This window comes from Rhodoferax sp. P2_H8_2 (genome assembly GCF_056403235.1).
In genome coordinates this window covers 470702-487324 of the sequence record NZ_JBFUFW010000001.1, presented here as the reverse complement: position 1 = coordinate 487324, position 16623 = coordinate 470702, and the positions used below count along the sequence as shown (strand labels likewise).

The 16623-nt window shown below is 60.8% G+C and carries 10 protein-coding genes and 1 pseudogene; 5 read left to right on the top strand and 6 right to left on the bottom strand.

The window, feature by feature from the left end; translation table 11 throughout:
- Positions 1-39 precede the first annotated feature (39 nt).
- Positions 40-2124 (bottom strand): molybdopterin-containing oxidoreductase family protein, encoded by a 2085-nt coding sequence (locus AC1DV6_RS02325; protein ID WP_477974733.1) that lies wholly within the window; start codon positions 2122-2124, stop codon positions 40-42.
- 70 nt (positions 2125-2194) lie between these two features.
- Here AC1DV6_RS02325 and AC1DV6_RS02320 point away from each other — a divergent pair, with 70 nt between their 5' ends.
- The gene (locus tag AC1DV6_RS02320) at positions 2195-3391 is read left to right on the top strand and encodes a M20 aminoacylase family protein (protein WP_477974731.1); all 1197 of its coding nucleotides are present in this window, start codon (positions 2195-2197) and stop codon (positions 3389-3391) included.
- Positions 3392-3423: 32 nt separating this feature from the next.
- Positions 3424-4032 carry a hypothetical protein gene (locus tag AC1DV6_RS02315; RefSeq protein ID WP_477974729.1) on the top strand — a complete coding sequence of 203 codons (609 nt, stop codon included), beginning with the start codon at positions 3424-3426 and terminating at the stop codon, positions 4030-4032.
- Here AC1DV6_RS02315 and AC1DV6_RS02310 read toward each other — a convergent pair.
- The 3 genes and pseudogenes from AC1DV6_RS02310 to AC1DV6_RS02300 all read right to left on the bottom strand — a co-directional run.
- Entirely contained in the window at positions 4029-4796 is a 768-nt protein-coding gene (locus tag AC1DV6_RS02310) for a type III pantothenate kinase (protein WP_477974728.1), read from the bottom strand. The two genes, AC1DV6_RS02315 and AC1DV6_RS02310, sit on opposite strands and share 4 nt — an antisense overlap.
- 7 nt (positions 4797-4803) lie before the next feature.
- Positions 4804-5253 (bottom strand): rhodanese-like domain-containing protein, encoded by a 450-nt coding sequence (locus tag AC1DV6_RS02305; protein WP_477974943.1) that lies wholly within the window; start codon positions 5251-5253, stop codon positions 4804-4806.
- 162 nt (positions 5254-5415) lie between these two features.
- Positions 5416-5916 (bottom strand): annotated as a pseudogene (locus tag AC1DV6_RS02300) (MBL fold metallo-hydrolase); the annotation flags it as partial.
- Positions 5917-6004: 88 nt separating this feature from the next.
- On the opposite strand from AC1DV6_RS02300, the gene icmF reads away from it, so the two are divergent.
- Together icmF and AC1DV6_RS02290 are read left to right on the top strand one after the other, a co-directional pair.
- Positions 6005-9298, top strand: coding sequence for a fused isobutyryl-CoA mutase/GTPase IcmF (icmF, locus tag AC1DV6_RS02295; protein WP_477974727.1), 3294 nt, complete (start codon positions 6005-6007; stop codon positions 9296-9298).
- Positions 9299-9379: 81 nt separating this feature from the next.
- Positions 9380-12541 carry an EAL domain-containing protein gene (locus AC1DV6_RS02290; RefSeq protein ID WP_477974725.1) on the top strand — a complete coding sequence of 1054 codons (3162 nt, stop codon included), beginning with the start codon at positions 9380-9382 and terminating at the stop codon, positions 12539-12541.
- 20 nt (positions 12542-12561) lie between these two features.
- Here the strand turns inward: AC1DV6_RS02290 and AC1DV6_RS02285 are convergent, their stop codons facing one another.
- Positions 12562-13239 carry a lytic transglycosylase domain-containing protein gene (locus AC1DV6_RS02285; RefSeq protein ID WP_477974723.1) on the bottom strand — a complete coding sequence of 226 codons (678 nt, stop codon included), beginning with the start codon at positions 13237-13239 and terminating at the stop codon, positions 12562-12564.
- 9 nt (positions 13240-13248) lie between these two features.
- On the bottom strand, positions 13249-14121 hold the full coding sequence (locus AC1DV6_RS02280; protein ID WP_477974721.1) for an alpha/beta hydrolase: 873 nt from the start codon (positions 14119-14121) through the stop codon (positions 13249-13251).
- A gap of 141 nt (positions 14122-14262) precedes the next feature.
- Between AC1DV6_RS02280 and AC1DV6_RS02275 the strand changes: the two genes are divergently transcribed.
- A complete protein-coding gene (locus tag AC1DV6_RS02275) occupies positions 14263-16623 on the top strand; it encodes a bifunctional salicylyl-CoA 5-hydroxylase/oxidoreductase (protein ID WP_477974719.1) in 2361 nt (786 codons plus the stop codon).

Here is a 16623-nt window from a genome sequence, read left to right as displayed (position 1 = left end):
CCTTGGGGCAGCGAACCGTCCAGCGGTGGGGCGGTGGGGCTATTTCTCTACTTGCACCGCGCAATCATAGAAAGTGGGGCCACGCCCCATATCGGTCAATCTCTGGCTGGTCAGTTCGTTGACATTCGTGCCATCCAACCCCAGCTTGCGCCACCAGATGCCCAGCCCGTGAACCACCCCGGGGCGGGCCCGCGGGCTCACTTCGGCCTTGCAGCGGTAGCTGCCGCGCCCGTTGAACACCTTGACCACATCACCGGTTGCAATGCCGCGTGCAGCAGCGTCATCCGCATGAATCTCCAGCAGCGGTTCGCCTTCAATATCGCGCAGGCTCTTCACATTGACGAAACTTGAATTCAGGAAATTGCGTGCCGGTGGCGAAATCATCGCTAGCGGGTACGCATCGCTGGCAATCGGACGCTCGTAATTGGGCAGGTAATCAGGCAACGGATCCTGGCCTTGCTGTGCGAGGCGCTCGCTGTGGAACTCGCATCTGCCTGATGGGGTGGGGAAGCCGCCATTGGCAAAAGGTGCTGCGGGCAATGCCAACGTGGCGTGCCCCTGTGCCAACAGCGTATCGAAATCCGCCATGCCGCGCGCCGCTGTGCGGCACATCGTCTGGTCATCGTCCTTGAAGCAGTCATCCGTCAAATGCATTGCCTGCGCCAGGTTGCGGAAGATTTCCGCATTGGAGCGTGATTCACCCATGGGCGCGATCGCGGGCCGATTCAGTAGCACATCGGTATGGCCATAGCTGGTGTGCAAGTCCCAGTGCTCGAGTTGGGTGGTCGCGGGAAGAACATAGTCCGCGTAATCGGCGGTGTCGGTGTGGAAATGTTCCAGCACCACAGTAAACAAATCAGGCCGTGCAAAGCCTTTAACTACTTTGGTCGAGTCGGGGGCGACCGCAACCGGGTTGCTGTTGTAAACCAGTAGCGCCTGTACTTTGGGGCCAAAAGATTCCGATGACTCCCTCAGCAAGTCGTCACCGATGGTGCTCATGTTAATTAGGCGCGGTAGCGCATCGGCAAACTGCGTGGGCAGCAGATCGGGGCGCTCCATCGCCTGCTTGTCCATCGCAAACGTACCAGAGCTGCTCAACAAAACGCCGCCCGACGGCTGACGCCAAGCGCCGACCAGTGCGGGAAGGCAGGCCACCGCACGTACTGCGTTACCGCCGCCATGGGTGCGCTGCATTCCGTAGTTCAGGCGGATTGCGGCACCCTCGCCGCGCCGTGCGCACTCGCCGTAGGCGCGCGCCAAATCGCGTACTTCAACGGCGGTGATGCCGCAAACCTCTGCGGCCCGTTCGGGTGTCCATTGCAGTGCGCGGTCGCGCAAACCGTCCCAACCCAGGCAATGATCGCGCAGGTAGTCGTGGTCCAGCCAGTCGTGCGTGATCAGCTCATGCATCATGCCCAGTGCCAGCGCGGCGTCAGTACCTGGCAGCGGTGCGATGTGTTGCTGGCATTTGTCGGCTGTCTCGGTACGGCGCGGGTCGATACAAATGAGTTTGGCGCCATTGCGCTTGGCTTCTTGCGCATAGCGCCAGAAGTGCAAATTACTGCCGATCGAATTGCTGCCCCAGATCAGGATCAGCTTGGCCTGGGCGAAGTTTTCCACGCGCATGCCGACCTTGCCACCCAGCGTGTACATCAGACCGTGTCCACCGGCCGATGCGCAAATGGTGCGGTCCAGACGTGATGCGCCCAGTTTGTTGAAAAAGCGCGCTGCCATGCCTTCACTCTGCACCTGGCCCATCGTGCCTGCATAGCTATAGGGCAGGATGGCTTCGGGGTTGATGTCCGCAATGGCGCGCAGCTTCTGCGCAATATCTTTGAGTGCCTCATCCCAACTGACACGTTCAAACTGTCCGGAACCTTTGGCTCCGCTGCGGCGCAATGGATACAGGATGCGCTCGGGGTGGTAGGTGCGTTCGGTGTAGCGGGATACTTTGGTGCACAGGACGCCGTTGGTCTGCGCGTGGGCGCTGTTGCCCTGCACTTTGATCGCGATGCCATCGCGCACGGTAGTGACCAGGGAGCAGGTATCGGGACAGTCGTGTGGGCAGGCGCCCAGCACACGGTTTTCGGAGTCGGGCGACGTTTCGGACGGGGAGATTTGCACTTGCATCCCTCCACTGTACCGCGCCAGGCGCTACCATGCTGCTCTTGCCCCGCATACCCAGGACACGGCCATGAAACTGATAGACAGCATTGTGCAAAACACACCAACCATTGCGGCGGTGCGTCGCGATCTGCACGCCCACCCTGAGCTGTGTTTTGAAGAGAATCGCACAGCCGACATAGTGGCCTCCAAGTTGTCCGAATGGGGCATTCCGATCCACCGCGGCTTGGGAACAACCGGTGTGGTGGGCATCCTGAACGCCGGCACCTCAGACAAAGCCATAGGCCTACGCGCCGACATGGATGCGTTGCCCATGCAGGAGGTCAATACCTTTGCCCATACAAGCCAGCATGCGGGCAAGATGCACGCCTGTGGCCACGACGGCCACACGGCCATGCTGCTCGCGGCAGCCCAGCATCTGGCCAAGCACCGCAACTTTGATGGCACGGTCTATCTGATATTCCAGCCCGCCGAAGAGGGCGGCGGTGGCGCCCGGGAAATGATCAAGGAAGGGCTGTTTGAGAAATTCCCGATGGAAGCTGTGTTTGGCATGCACAACTGGCCGGGCGCGAAAGCGGGCCAGTTTGCTGTCAGCCCCGGGCCGGTGATGGCGTCGAGCAACGAATTCAAGATCACCCTGCGCGGCAAGGGCGGCCACGCAGCCATGCCGCACAACACGGTGGACCCCATTCCAGCGGCCTGCCAGTTGGTGCTGGCGCTGCAAACCATTGTTAGCCGCAACAACAAGCCCATCGATGCTGCGGTGATCTCGGTGACGATGGTGCATGCGGGCGAGGCCACCAACGTCATTCCCAATTCGGTGGAACTTCAGGGTACGGTGCGCACGTTCAGTGTGGACGTGCTGGACATGATCGAGCGGCGCATGCGCGAGGTCAGTAGCAATACCGCTGAGGCATTTGGCGTGCAGTGTGAGTTTGAATTTGTGCGCAACTACCCGCCGACGATCAACTCTGCCAAAGAGGCGGAATTTGCGCGCAAGGTAATGGCAGGCATCGTCGGCGAGGCCAATGTTTCTACACAGGAACCAACGATGGGTGCAGAAGACTTTGCCTACATGCTGATGGCAAAGCCGGGCTGCTACGCCTTCATCGCAAATGGCGAGGGCGACCACCGTGAAGTCGGCCATGGCGGTGGCCCATGCATGCTGCACAACCCCAGCTACGACTTCAATGATGAACTAATACCGTTAGGAGCAACTTATTGGGTGCAGCTGGTGGAAAACTGGCTCACTGCATGCAAATCTTAGTATGATGAAAACCTTGTAGGCAGGGAGGCGCAATGACGGTCTGGAACGAGTTGAACGCTGTTGACAGGCCGCAAGGCCTGCCGGAAGCTATTCGCCGTCAGGTCGCCGCCGGGGTGTATCGCTACTCGTTCGTTCACGACGACTTCGAGATTGACGACCCCTCCCTCGATGCCAACGGGCGTCTGTTTGTTTCTCCCCGCGAATACGGCTTTGCGATCCGTGGTTTCCAACATGGCAAGACGGCATGGGCGCGCGACTTTGCCAATGGGACCATGCTGGTCGTCAATGCGGAAGGCCAGTCGCACGTGCTGTCCACCAAAATGCGGGCGCGCATTCTGTTCATCAGCCCCCAAGGTGCCGTGTTGCAGGATTCCGCGGCGGTGCAGCGCGAATCCCGCTCTGCGCCAGAGCTGGCCACGGTGCGATTGACGGTCAATGTGACGTTCGATCTCAATGGTGATTCGCCCGAATCAGCGCGGGCTTATCTGATCCGTAGCCTGGAAGAGACGATGGTGCGTTCCCCAGCCTTGGCTGAGACCACAGCCCGGGTTGTGGACCACAGTTTTGAACAGGTTGCCGTACTTCCCGAAGGTCGCGCTCGGTCCAGCGATACAGACTTCTCGCAGTTGCTGGATCTTTAGCTTTTAAAGCGCTGGCTTGCCATTTGCAGCAGGCCATCAAAAATCAGGTTGTCCACCAGCTCAAACGGCCGCGACATGCTGGGGGCCATTTTCCAGCCTGCACCGCCCGTCATCACGCAGTATGGCTCGGCACCGCAATGCGTCTGCACATGCTGCACCATGCGTTCCACCGCACCCGCAATCGCATAGGTGCCACCACTGGTGAGGGCGTCGCTGGTGTTTGTGGGGAATTGGCGCACTTCGCCGGTGGGCACGTGCAGGCCCGCGGTGCCGGACTCCAACGCGCGCAGCATGATGCCGTGCCCAGGAAGTATCAGGCCACCCAGGAATTTTCCAGAGGTATCCACAGCTTCTACCGTCACAGCCGTACCCACCATCACGACGACCATCGGGCGCGCAGCGCCCTGGCTCAGCATGCGGTGGTAGGCCCCCACCATCGCGACCCAGCGGTCCGCGCCCAAGCGGGCCGGGTGGTCATAACCGTTGCGCAGTCCGGCTTCGGACTCGCTGGCAACCACCCATTGCGGCACCACATCCCAGTGCTCCATTTGCTCCTGAACCCGCCGACGTATGGTGTCGCCAGCCACCACACAGCCCAGCACATGGTGCGGCACTGGCAAATCGCGCCAGGCGCCTTCGGACAATTTATCGATGTTCTCCAGGAATTCGGCGCCTTGCGACAGTATTTGCGCGCCCGGCGCTGCCGATGCGTAGTGCGCCCATTTCAGGCGGGTGTTACCAATGTCCAGAGCCAGTAATGTCATGCGTTGTTTAACCTTGTCGCCATGGCAAACCGGCAAAACGCCAGCCGCCTTGTTTGCCCCGATGTGCATGCGCATCGGGAGCACCTTCGAATCCATCCAGTATGTTGTAAGCCTGCAAGCCCAGCTCCGTCGCGCGTTTGGCCGCGGCCACTGAGCGCACGCCGCTGCGGCACAACAACAGGGCTTTTTTGCCAGGCGGTACTGCTGCGATCAGGTCTGCATCGAAGCCGGCATTCATTGCCATACCCGGCCATTGTTTCCAGGCGAGTGCAATTGCACCTGGTACAAAGCCCACCCATTCGCGCTCGGCATCGGTACGCACATCGATCAGCACCCCATCACCCGCCTGCCACCAGGCATGCGCCAACTCCGGAGAAATGTCACCGGCATAGCCTTCGGCGGCTACAAGGGTGTTGACGCCTGGGGCGCCCGCATCATGGCGTACGCCCGAGGTCAGGTTGGCGGGCACCGCTTCATCCAGCCGGCGCGGCGCTGGCAGATTCAGCGCGTTCATGATGGTGACAAATTCGTCGAGCGATTTACCCGCCACGCGCGCGTTGCCTTGCCGCTCCGCGCCAATCGTGGACTGCGTGCGGCCCAGGTAATCGTGTGCGGGCCAGACAACGGTGGCATCGGGCAGTTTGAACAGGATTTCGGTCAGGCTGTGGTACATCGCGGAGGCATCGCCGGACTGAAAATCGGTGCGACCACAGCCATCGATTAGCAGCGTGTCACCGGTGAACACGTGGTTACGCCACAAAAAGCACATGCTGCCCGCCGTATGGCCCGGCGTGTGCAGCGTCGTGAGTTGTTCACTGCCAAAGCGCAGGATGTCGCCATCGACCAGTTGCATCGCTGCGGTCGTGATGCCGCAGCCTGCGGGTGCGGCCGTCTTGGCGCCCGCATGCTCGGCCAGTTGCCCGGCACTGGTGATGTGGTCGGCATGGGCGTGGGTCTCAATCGTCCACACCAGTTTGAGCCCGTGTTGGCGCAACACGCCCAGGTCGCGTTCCAGCTGAGCATCCACCGGATCAATGATGGCCGCTTCGCGCGTAGCCTCGTCAAACAGGACGTAGGTATAGGTGCTAGACGCGGGGTCGAAAAGCTGAATCGGCTGCATTGCTTGCAGTGTAAGGGGTGGCAAAAGGGCCCCAGAAGCCAAATGGTTTACAGTTGACGTTTACGTAAACGTCAATTAGGTGCCAGCCATGACCGACCTGTCTGCAGAGTTCAAGGCGCTTGCCAACTACCGCCCCACGCACAAGGTGCGTTTTGTCACCGCCGCCAGCCTGTTCGATGGCCACGATGCGGCCATCAACATCATGCGCCGCATCCTGCAAGGCATGGGCGCCGAGGTCATTCACCTTGGCCACAACCGCAGCGTCGATGAGGTGGTGACCGCCGCGCTGCAGGAAGACGTGCAGGGCATTGCGATCAGTTCTTACCAGGGTGGGCATGTCGAGTATTTCAAGTACATGGTCGACTTGCTGAAGAGCCGGGGCGGCGCGCACATCCAGGTGTTTGGCGGCGGCGGGGGCGTGATCGTGCCGCCGGAAATTCGTGAGCTGCAGGCCTATGGCGTGTCCCGCATCTACAGCCCCGAAGACGGCCAGCGCATGGGCTTGCAAGGCATGATTGGCGAGATGGTGATGCGCAGTGACAAGGACCTCACTACGCTGGCGCCGACTGATCTGGGCACCATTCAGGGCCATACCGAGGGCAGTTGGCGCGCGTTGGCGCAATTGCTCACCGCGATTGAGGCTTCCAAGGCAAATGAGGCCCTGACCCGCGAAATACGTGCGCAAGCAGCTACCAAAAAGATAGCGGTTGTCGGCATTACCGGCACCGGTGGTGCTGGCAAATCTTCCCTGACTGACGAGTTGATACGCCGTCTGCGGCTGGACCAGAACGACAGCTTGCGCGTAGCCGTGATTTCGATTGACCCGTCGCGCCGCAAGAGCGGTGGGGCGCTCTTGGGCGACCGTATCCGCATGAACGCCATCAGTCCCTGGAAAAACGGACAGCGTGTGTTCATGCGCTCGTTGGCGACGCGCGACTTCGGCTCCGAGATCAGCGCAGCGCTGCCGGACGTGATTGCGGCTTGCAAGGTTGCTGGGTTTGATTTGATCGTCGTAGAGACCTCGGGCATTGGCCAGGGCGATGCGGCCATCGTGCCGCACGTGGATGTTCCCATGTATGTGATGACGCCCGAGTTCGGCGCCGCCAGCCAGCTCGAGAAAATCGACATGCTGGACTTCGCCGAATTCGTCGCGATCAACAAGTTCGACCGCAAGGGCGCCAACGATGCGCTGCGCGATGTGGCCAAGCAGGTGCAGCGCAACAAGGAAGCCTGGAACACGCCGACCGAACAGATGCCGGTGTTTGGCACGATGGCCGCGCGCTTCAATGACGACGGCGTTACTGCGCTGTACCAGGCGCTGCTGCCGCGTTTGAAGGCGCTGGGCGTGCCGATCAAGGACGGCAGCCTGCCACGCGTGGATGTGCGCCACAGCTCCAATCAGACGCCAGTCGTGCCTGCAGCGCGCACGCGCTACTTGGCCGAGATCAGCGACACGGTGCGCGGATACAAGAAGCGTGCGCGTGTGCAGGCCCAATTGGCGCGCGAAATCCAGCAGTTGCAGGCAGCGGCCACGATGCTGAAGGTGGACAAGCCCGAGCGCGCACCCGCCGCCGAAGCCGCGCTGGACTTGGCAGGCCAGCGCAAGGCGCGCCAGGACCGCGATGCGCGGCAATTGCTGCAGCAGTGGCCCGAGATGCAAAAGGCCTATGCCGGTGACGAATACGTGGTGAAGATCCGCGACAAGGAAATCCGTACTGCGCTGACCACCAAGTCTTTGAGTGGCACAGTGATCCGCAAGGTCGCACTACCGCAATACGAAGACCACGGCGAGATTTTGAAGTGGCTGATGCTGGACAACGTGCCCGGCAGCTACCCTTATACCGCTGGCACCTTTGCGTTCAAGCGCGAGGGCGAGGATCCGACCCGTATGTTCGCCGGCGAAGGCGACGCGTTCAAGACCAACACGCGCTTCAAGTTGCTCAGCGCAGGCATGCCCGCTAAGCGGCTTTCCACAGCGTTCGATTCGGTCACGCTGTACGGCAACGACCCCGATCCGCGCCCGGATATCTATGGCAAGGTCGGCAACTCCGGCGTGTCCATTGCCACGCTGGATGACATGAAGGTCTTGTACGGCGGCTTTGATCTGTGCAATCCGGCTACGTCGGTCAGTATGACCATCAACGGCCCGGCGCCCAGCATTCTGGCGATGTTCATGAACACCGCCATCGACCAGAACATCGACAAGTTCAAGGCCGACAACGGCCGCGAACCCACCGATACCGAAGCGCAGAAGATTCGCGAGTGGGTGCTGGCCAATGTGCGTGGCACGGTGCAGGCCGACATCCTGAAGGAAGACCAAGGTCAGAACACCTGCATCTTCTCAACCGAGTTCAGCCTCAAAGTGATGGGCGATATCGCGCAGTACTTTGTGCACCACGATGTGCGCAACTTCTACTCGGTGTCCATTTCCGGATACCACATTGCCGAAGCCGGCGCCAACCCGATCTCGCAACTGGCGTTCACGTTGTCCAATGGGTTTACGTTTGTCGAAGCGTATCTCGCGCGCGGCATGCATATCGACGACTTTGCGCCCAACCTGTCGTTCTTCTTCAGCAACGGCATGGACCCGGAATACACCGTGATGGGCCGCGTGGCGCGCCGTATCTGGGCGGTGGCAATGAAAGAGAAATACGGCGCGAATGAACGCAGCCAGAAACTGAAGTACCACATCCAGACATCGGGCCGCAGCCTGCACGCGCAGGAAATCCAGTTCAACGACATTCGCACTACGCTGCAGGCGTTGATCGCGATTTACGACAACTGCAACAGCTTGCACACCAATGCGTTTGACGAGGCGATCACGACGCCGACCGAGGACAGCGTGCGCCGCGCGATGGCGATCCAGCTGATCATCAACCGCGAGTGGGGTCTGGCGAAGAACGAAAACCCGAACCAGGGTGCCTTCATCATCGAAGAGCTGACCGAGTTGGTGGAAGAAGCGGTGCTGAAGGAGTTTGAAAGCATTGCCGACCGCGGTGGCGTGTTGGGGGCGATGGAAACCGGCTACCAGCGCGGCAAGATCCAGGACGAGAGCATGACCTACGAGATGCTCAAGCACACCGGCGAACTTCCCATCATCGGTGTCAACACCTTCCGTAATCCGCACGGCGACGCGGTGCAGGACAAGCTGGAACTGGCGCGTTCGACCGAAGACGAAAAGCAAAGCCAGCTTAAACGCCTGCACGACTTCCACACGCGCCATGCCGATACGTCACCCGCGATGCTGTTGGCTTTGCAGAAGGCGGTGATTGAGAACAGGAATGTGTTTGAGGTGTTGATGGATGCTGTACGCGTGTGCTCACTTGGCCAAATCACCAATGCTCTTTTTGAAGTTGGCGGGCAGTACCGGCGCAATATGTAGAGTGCACGCACTAGTCCCGGTTCGGTGAACTGAACCGGGGTGGTGCGGTAATTGCTTGGATGCACCCAAGAAGGTGCACACATGCTGACAAAAATCTCCCATTGGTTGGGACGCCTGAGCGTCGGGCGCAAGCTCACACTTATTTACCTGCTGGATCTTTCGGCCGTGATTTACGTGTCGGGCATCCTGATCCACGAGAAATTCCTGGCCATCGACTTCGCGCGCAAGGAAGTGGTCGGTACCACCTACACCGAGGTGGTGCGCCGCAACCTGATGGACACCTTTATCGTGCCGTCGGTGGCCCGGGCCGAGGCCCAATCCAACCAACAGAGTTTGCAGGAGGTGCGAAACCTCTACGACGCGGATCTGCACACCGAAGAGTCTGCCGAACGCTTCTCCCACCTGCTGACCGAGCCCAAGGGCCTGAACGATGTGCAAAAGGCCAAGCTTCTGGCTCAGGGACGCGATCTACTGACCACCGTAGGCAACCAGTCCAATCTGATTCTGGACCCGGATCTGGACAGCTACTATGTGATGTCGCTCACGGTACTGCGCTTTCCCGAGTTGCTGCAAGTGCTGTTTGAAACCCGCCAGTTCATGCAAGGCTGGGGCGTCAGGATTTCGGGTCGCAACCAGACGGCAGAGCTGCTAACCCTGGTGGGCCGGTTGGACGCGGTGTTGCTCGGCATGGAGTCTGACTATGGCCAGGCTTGGGCTGCAGGCTCACCCCAGCTCAAGGCCGCGCTGGGAGACTCGCGCACGACGCTTCTGCAGGCCGCGCGGCATTTCGGCAATGTGGTACAGCAGGCGGCGGGCGGCGATTTGTCACCTGCGCAGATTGCGGCGCTGGACCTGCCCTACCAAGCCGCACTGGCAACACTCAACGACGCTTGGCGGATTGGTGTGGTGGAAATGCAGGGCCTGCTGAACACTCGCATCGACAGCCTGTTCTCGCGCATGTGGCTGCATCTCGGCACGGCACTGGCACTATTGGGCTGCATCCTGAGTCTGGTGTATCTGGTGGCCAGCCAGATTGCCCGGCCACTGCAGGCGCTGGCGCGCGTTGCCGACGACGTGCGCAATTCGACCGATTACACGCACCGCGCAACCTGGCACAGCCGCGATGAAATTGGCCAGTTGTTCACCGCCTTCAACAGCATGCTGGCGCAACTGGACCGCGACCGGCTGGCCCAGCAGGAGCTGGCCGCCAGCGCGCGCGCGGCCGAAGCGCAGCGCGAGCTCGTGGAGGCTTTTCCGATTCCCATGGTGGTGACCTCGGTACCCGACCACGAGGTATTGCATGCCAATACCCCTGCGCTGCGCTGGCTGGATGGCAGTACACGCGATCCCTGGCGCACCGGCCTGGAGCCCAGCGTGCGTGGTCGGTTTTTTCAGCGCCTGGCTGACAAGGATGCGGTAGACGAATTTGAGGTGCGCTGGTTGGGCGGTGCTGCACCGACCTGGGCCGTGCTATCGGCCCGGCGCCTGCAGTTCCAGGGGCGCGACGCCGTGCTCACGGCGTTTACACCGATCAACCAGCTCAAGGTGATGGAGCAGCGGCTGGAGCTCTGGGCCAAGGTGTTTGAGGCGTCCAGCGAGAGCATCATCATCATGAATGAGGCACACCAGATTCTCAGCGTCAATCGGGCTTTTTGCCGCAGTACTTCCTATGATTTTTACGAAGTGGTGGGTCAGGATATGTCGTTCCTGGTGGACAGCAAGGAGCAGCCGGTATGGGCTGACTTGCATGACCAGGAAGCCTGGCAGGGCGAGGTCCGTATCCGCAAGCGTTCGGGCGACAGCTATCCGGCTTGGCTGATGGTATCGGCTGTACACAAGAGTGCCACCAGCGGAGAGGTGGTCAACTACATCGGCATCTCCATCGACATCACGGACCGCAAGGCCAAAGAAGAGCGCATCCAGTTCCTCGCCCAGCACGATGTGCTGACCGAGTTGCCGAACCGCGCGATGTGCCAGCAGCGTCTGGCCGAAGCGCTGGTGCAAGCCAGGGTGGACGGTGAAAAAGTGGCTGTACTTTTCATTGACCTGGACCGGTTCAAGCTGATCAACGACACGCTGGGACACCATATTGGCGATGGCCTGCTGCGTACCGTTGCGCGCCGCCTCACACAGTCCGTGCGCACGGATGACACCGTGAGCCGCTTGGGCGGCGACGAGTTCGTTGTCATCCTGCGCCACATCGAAGACCGCGAAGAGCTCGACACAATGGTCAACCAGCGCCTGATTCCCGCGATACGCCAGAGCGCGTTGGTAGAGGGCAACAACCTCACTGTGTCCTGCAGTGTGGGCGTGGCGCTGTACCCGGATGACGCCACCGACCAGGATGAGCTGATGCGCCGTGCCGACGCCGCCATGTACGAGGCCAAGGCCGCGGGCCGCGACATGGCGCGCTTTTTCTCGCCCGAGACCGATGCGCGCGTACTCGCGCGCCAGACCATAGAAGGGCAGTTGCGCCAGGCGATGGCCAACAACGAGTTCAGCCTCAGTTTTCAGCCGCGTCTGAACGCGCGCACACGCCGCGTGCAGGGTGCCGAGGCGCTCTTGCGCTGGCACAACCCACAGCTAGGCCAAGTGCCTCCCGCACATTTCATCCACCTGGCCGAGGAAACCGGTCTGATCAAACCTATTGGGCTGTGGGTGTTGCAGGCGGCGTGCGAACAGTGGATGCAATTCCAGCAACAGGGGCTGCCTGAGGGGCTGGAACTGTCGGTCAATCTGTCAGTCGCACAACTGTCGGATCCTGAGTTGGTGGGCCAGTTGCAAGAGATTCTGCGCACCACCGGCATGCCCGCCCACCTGCTGGAGCTGGAGCTGACGGAGTCGCATTTGATGGACAACCCGGCTGCTGCACAAGCCCAGGTGACGGCACTGAAGGACTTGGGCCTGCAGATCGCGATTGATGACTTTGGTACCGGCTACTCCAGCCTCGCCTATCTGAAGCGTTTTGAGATTGACAAGCTCAAGGTCGATCAATCCTTTGTGCAGGGCATGCTGGACGACAGTGCCGACGCGGCCATCGTGCACGCGGTCATCGCGCTGGGCCACACGTTGGGTCTGAAGGTGGTGGCCGAAGGCGTGGAGAACCTGCCAACAGCGCAGACGTTGGCTGCGCTGGGCTGCGATGAGTTGCAAGGCTTTTGCTTCAGCCGTGCGTTGCCCGCCAGGGAGTTTCAGGAATGGGTTCTGGCACAAGACGACAAGCCGGAGCGCCGTCGCCGTTGAGCGGCACGCAGGGAGCTGCCTCAGCCGCGTAGCGCGTCCTTGTAGCGCTGGTGCAGTATCTGCACACGCTGCACATAGACCGTGGTCTCTGCATAGGGCGGAATGCCTGCGTACTTCACCACCGCCTCCGGCCCTGCGTTATAGGCCGCCAAAGCCAGCTTTACATCTCCGCGAAAACGCAGCAATAGACTGGCCAGGTACTTGGTGCCGCCGCGGATATTGAGATCGGGCAGGGCCGGGTCGGCCACACCCATGTCGCGCGCGGTACCGGGCATCAGTTGCATCAGTCCCATCGCGCCCTTGCGAGAGCGGGCCTTGGCGTTAAAGCCCGATTCCGCATGGATCAGCGCCCGCACCAGCGCGGGCTCCACGCCATATTGCCGCACCGCGCTGTCAATTGCATACGAAAACTCATCGAGGTGCAGTCGCGTGGAATGCCAGTCGATATTGGAATTCAGATTGCAGGCGTAGCACGACGGGCTCAGGATGATGTACGCCCCCTTGGTCGGTGGCCGGTCAGAAAATGAGGTCGTGCCTTCGGTCAGGTATTTATAGACCTTGGTAGTGCCCCGGCTTTGCGGGGCGCTCGTTGCTTCGGTCGGCGCTGGCACCGTGCCCTGCGCGCAGGGCAGCATCGCCCATAGCGCACAGGTTGCCAGTGCCAGTGTGAGCGGCCTATGCCGAGGTGGTTGTCGCACTGCTGTCCGTCAGCCGGTAACGGCGGTGAGTTTTTCAGCCAGCCAGCGGCTGACTTCGCTGTCGCGCTGCTCCAGGCCATGGATTACCGTGAAGTGGTCCGCGCCAGCAATGGAACGCAATTCGGAACGGTTGCCCGCGCCATTCCAGGCAGCCTGGTAGGTCGATGATTGGCGCGCAAATTCGGTTGATTCGTTGCCGCCCCAGGTGATCCAGATCGGCGTCTTGCAGGGGCGCACGCCAAACGCTGGTGAGTTGCGCCGCACGACGCCGTCGTCGAGCTGGATCATCGGTTGCAGGTAGCTGTAGCGCAGCGGTTCGAGGTCATACAGACCAGAGAACAGCAGCGCCGCCTTGAACGGGTCTTGCGGCAGGCCGTATTCATCGGCCCAGGCGGTTTGCAGGCACATTGCGGTCAGGTGGCCGCCAGCCGAGTGGCCGCCAATGCCCACGCGCGCGGGATCGCCGCCGTACTGCGCAATGTTGCGCAAGGTCCAGGCCGCAGCGGCGCGGGTTTGGCGGGTGATCTCGTCGATGCTGACGCGCGGCGCCAATGCGTAATTGACAACCACCGTCGTGATGCCGCTGGCCTGCAACCCCAGTGCGACGCCGCTGAAATCCCGGGCAGCGAAAGAGCGCCAGTATCCGCCATGGATGAAGATAAAGACCGGTGCGTTGGGCTGATCGGCCGGGAAGATGTCCAGCGTTTCGTGCACTGTAGGGCCGTAGGGCACATCGAGCGCGCAGCGCAAATTATTGCGTGCGGCGTGCGCCTGGCGTGCGTAGTGTTCGCCCGGGTTGACCCCGGCCGCCAAGCCCAGGGAAGGGTTGTATTGCGTGTCAATCTCTGACTGGGTTTGAAAGTTGCGGTAGAGCGCTTGCATGGATGTTGGCTAAATGGGTTTACGACAGTTTAGGGTCAAGGGTAACTACTTACAAAATCCATTGCAAATTACTTTACATATTAACTATTCGGATATAAATTACATCAGGTGCGTTTGGGCTTTCAGTAAAGAGGCAATGTGATGAAGATCGTGTGCATAGGCGGAGGCCCCTCGGGCCTGTATTTCGCACTGCTGATGAAGCAGGCCAACCCGGCGCACGACATCACGGTGGTGGAGCGCAACAAGCCCTATGACACCTTTGGCTGGGGTGTGGTGTTCTCAGACGCCACGATGGACAACATGCGCATCCATGACCCCAAAACCGCGGCCGAGATCCAGCATGCGTTCAACCACTGGGATGACATCGAGCTGGAATTCAAGGGTCAACGCATACGCTCCGGGGGCCACGGTTTTGTCGGCATAGGGCGCAAAAAGCTGCTTAACATCCTGCAGGCACGCTGCGAAGAGCTGGGCGTCAAGCTCGTGTTTGAAACGGATGTAGAGAGCGACACGCAGTACCCGGATGCCGACCTGATCATCGCCAGCGATGGCATCAACTCGCGTATCCGCACCCAATACCAGGAGGTGTTCAAACCCGACATCGTGGTGCGCCCCAACCGCTTCATCTGGCTAGGTACGAACAAACTGTTTGACGCGTTTACCTTCGCTTTCGAGAAGACCGAACACGGGTGGTTCCAGGCGCACATCTATAAGTTCGACGACAAGACCACAACCTTCATCGTCGAGTGTCCCGAGCATGTCTGGCTGGCGCATGGGCTGGACAAGGCGGACCAAGAACAAAGCATCGCTTTTTGCGAAAAGATTTTTGCAGAGACGCTGAGCGGCGCCAAACTGATGACCAATGCGCGCCACCTGCGCGGCTCGGCGTGGCTGAACTTCCAGCGTGTCAAGTGCGAGCAGTGGTCGCACTTCAATGGCAACAGCCATGTGGTGTTGATGGGCGACGCCGTGCACACTGCCCACTTCGCCATCGGCTCGGGTACCAAGCTGGCGATCGAAGACGCCATCGTGCTGGCAAACCTGTTCGGTGAGAAGGGCCAGACGCGGGATGTGATTCCTGCGGTGCTTGCCCGCTACCAGGCCGAGCGCAACATCGATGTCTTGCGCTTGCAAAACGCGGCGTGGAACGCGATGGAGTGGTTTGAGGTGTGCGGTGCGCGCTACTGCGACCAGCTCGAAGGCCCGCAGTTCATGTACTCCATGTTGACGCGCAGCCAGCGCATCAGCCACGAGAACTTGCGCTTGCGCGATGCGCAATGGCTCGGTGATTTTGAGCGCTGGTTTGCCAAACAGGCTGGCATGACCGTGCCGGAAACGCTGCCGGCACCGCCGCCCATGTTCACGCCCTACAAAGTACGTGGCGTCACACTGAAGAACCGGATCGTGGTCTCGCCGATGGCGCAATACTCGGCCGTGGATGGCTTGGCTGGCGACTACCACCTGGTGCACCTGGGCGCACGTGCGATGGGTGGCGCTGGCATGGTGGTGGCCGAGATGACCTGTGTTTCTCCCGAGGGCCGTATCACCCCCGGCTGCCCCGGTATCTACACCGCAGAGCAGGAAGTCGGCTGGAAGCGCATCGTCGATTGGGTCCATGCCAACAGTGACGCCAAATTTGCGCTGCAGATTGGCCACGCCGGTGCAAAGGCCTCCACCTGCGTGCCATGGGAAGGCAAAGGCATAGACCAGCCGCTGGAGACTGGCAACTGGCCCATCATGGCAGCGTCCAGTTATCAGTACCTTGAAGGCATCAGCCAGACATCCAAGGCGATGACACGCGCAGATATGGACGCCGTGAAAGCGCAGTTTGTCGCCGCGACCCAGGCCGCCGCCGACATCGGCGTGGACTGGCTGGAGTTGCATTGCGCGCACGGCTATCTGCTGTCCAGCTTTATTTCGCCGTTGACCAACCGGCGCAATGACGAATACGGCGGCAGCCTGGAGAATCGCCTGCGCTATCCGCTGGAAGTGTTTGCAGCGGTACGTGCGGCGTGGCCTGCGGACAAACCCGTTTCGGTCCGCATCTCGGCGAATGATTGGGTCGACGGTGGCATCACACCGGCAGACGCGGTGGAGATTGCGAAAGCCTTCAAGGCCGCTGGTGCCGACATGATTGATTGTTCTTCGGGCCAGGTCAGCAAAAAAGAAAGACCGGTTTACGGCCGCATGTTCCAGACACCGTTTGCTGACCGCATCCGCCAGGAGGCCGGCATTCCCACGATCGCAGTGGGTGCGATCAGCGAGGCGGACCATGCCAACAGCATCCTGGCTGCCGGACGCGCCGACCTGTGCGCGGTAGCGCGTCCGCATCTGGCCAACCCGGCCTGGACGCTGACCGAAGCCGCCAAGATTGGCTACACGCCGCAGCCCTGGCCCAAACAGTACCGAGCGGGCAAACAACAGATGGAAGCCAACTTCCAGCGCGAAAAAGCGCAAGCCGCAATGGCAGCACAGTCACCCAACCGTGCGGCGGAGGCATGA

What these genes read in the sequence shown, in the direction of transcription:
- AC1DV6_RS02280 (WP_477974721.1), bottom strand. Translation starts at nt 14,121, where the DNA reads ATGCAAGCGCTCTACCGCAACTTTCAAACCCAGTCAGAGATTGACACG.
- AC1DV6_RS02290 (WP_477974725.1), top strand. Translation starts at nt 9,380, where the DNA reads ATGCTGACAAAAATCTCCCATTGGTTGGGACGCCTGAGCGTCGGGCGC.
- AC1DV6_RS02275 (WP_477974719.1), top strand. Translation starts at nt 14,263, where the DNA reads ATGAAGATCGTGTGCATAGGCGGAGGCCCCTCGGGCCTGTATTTCGCA.
- AC1DV6_RS02320 (WP_477974731.1), top strand. Translation starts at nt 2,195, where the DNA reads ATGAAACTGATAGACAGCATTGTGCAAAACACACCAACCATTGCGGCG.
- AC1DV6_RS02315 (WP_477974729.1), top strand. Translation starts at nt 3,424, where the DNA reads ATGACGGTCTGGAACGAGTTGAACGCTGTTGACAGGCCGCAAGGCCTG.
- AC1DV6_RS02310 (WP_477974728.1), bottom strand. Translation starts at nt 4,796, where the DNA reads ATGACATTACTGGCTCTGGACATTGGTAACACCCGCCTGAAATGGGCG.
- icmF (WP_477974727.1), top strand. Translation starts at nt 6,005, where the DNA reads ATGACCGACCTGTCTGCAGAGTTCAAGGCGCTTGCCAACTACCGCCCC.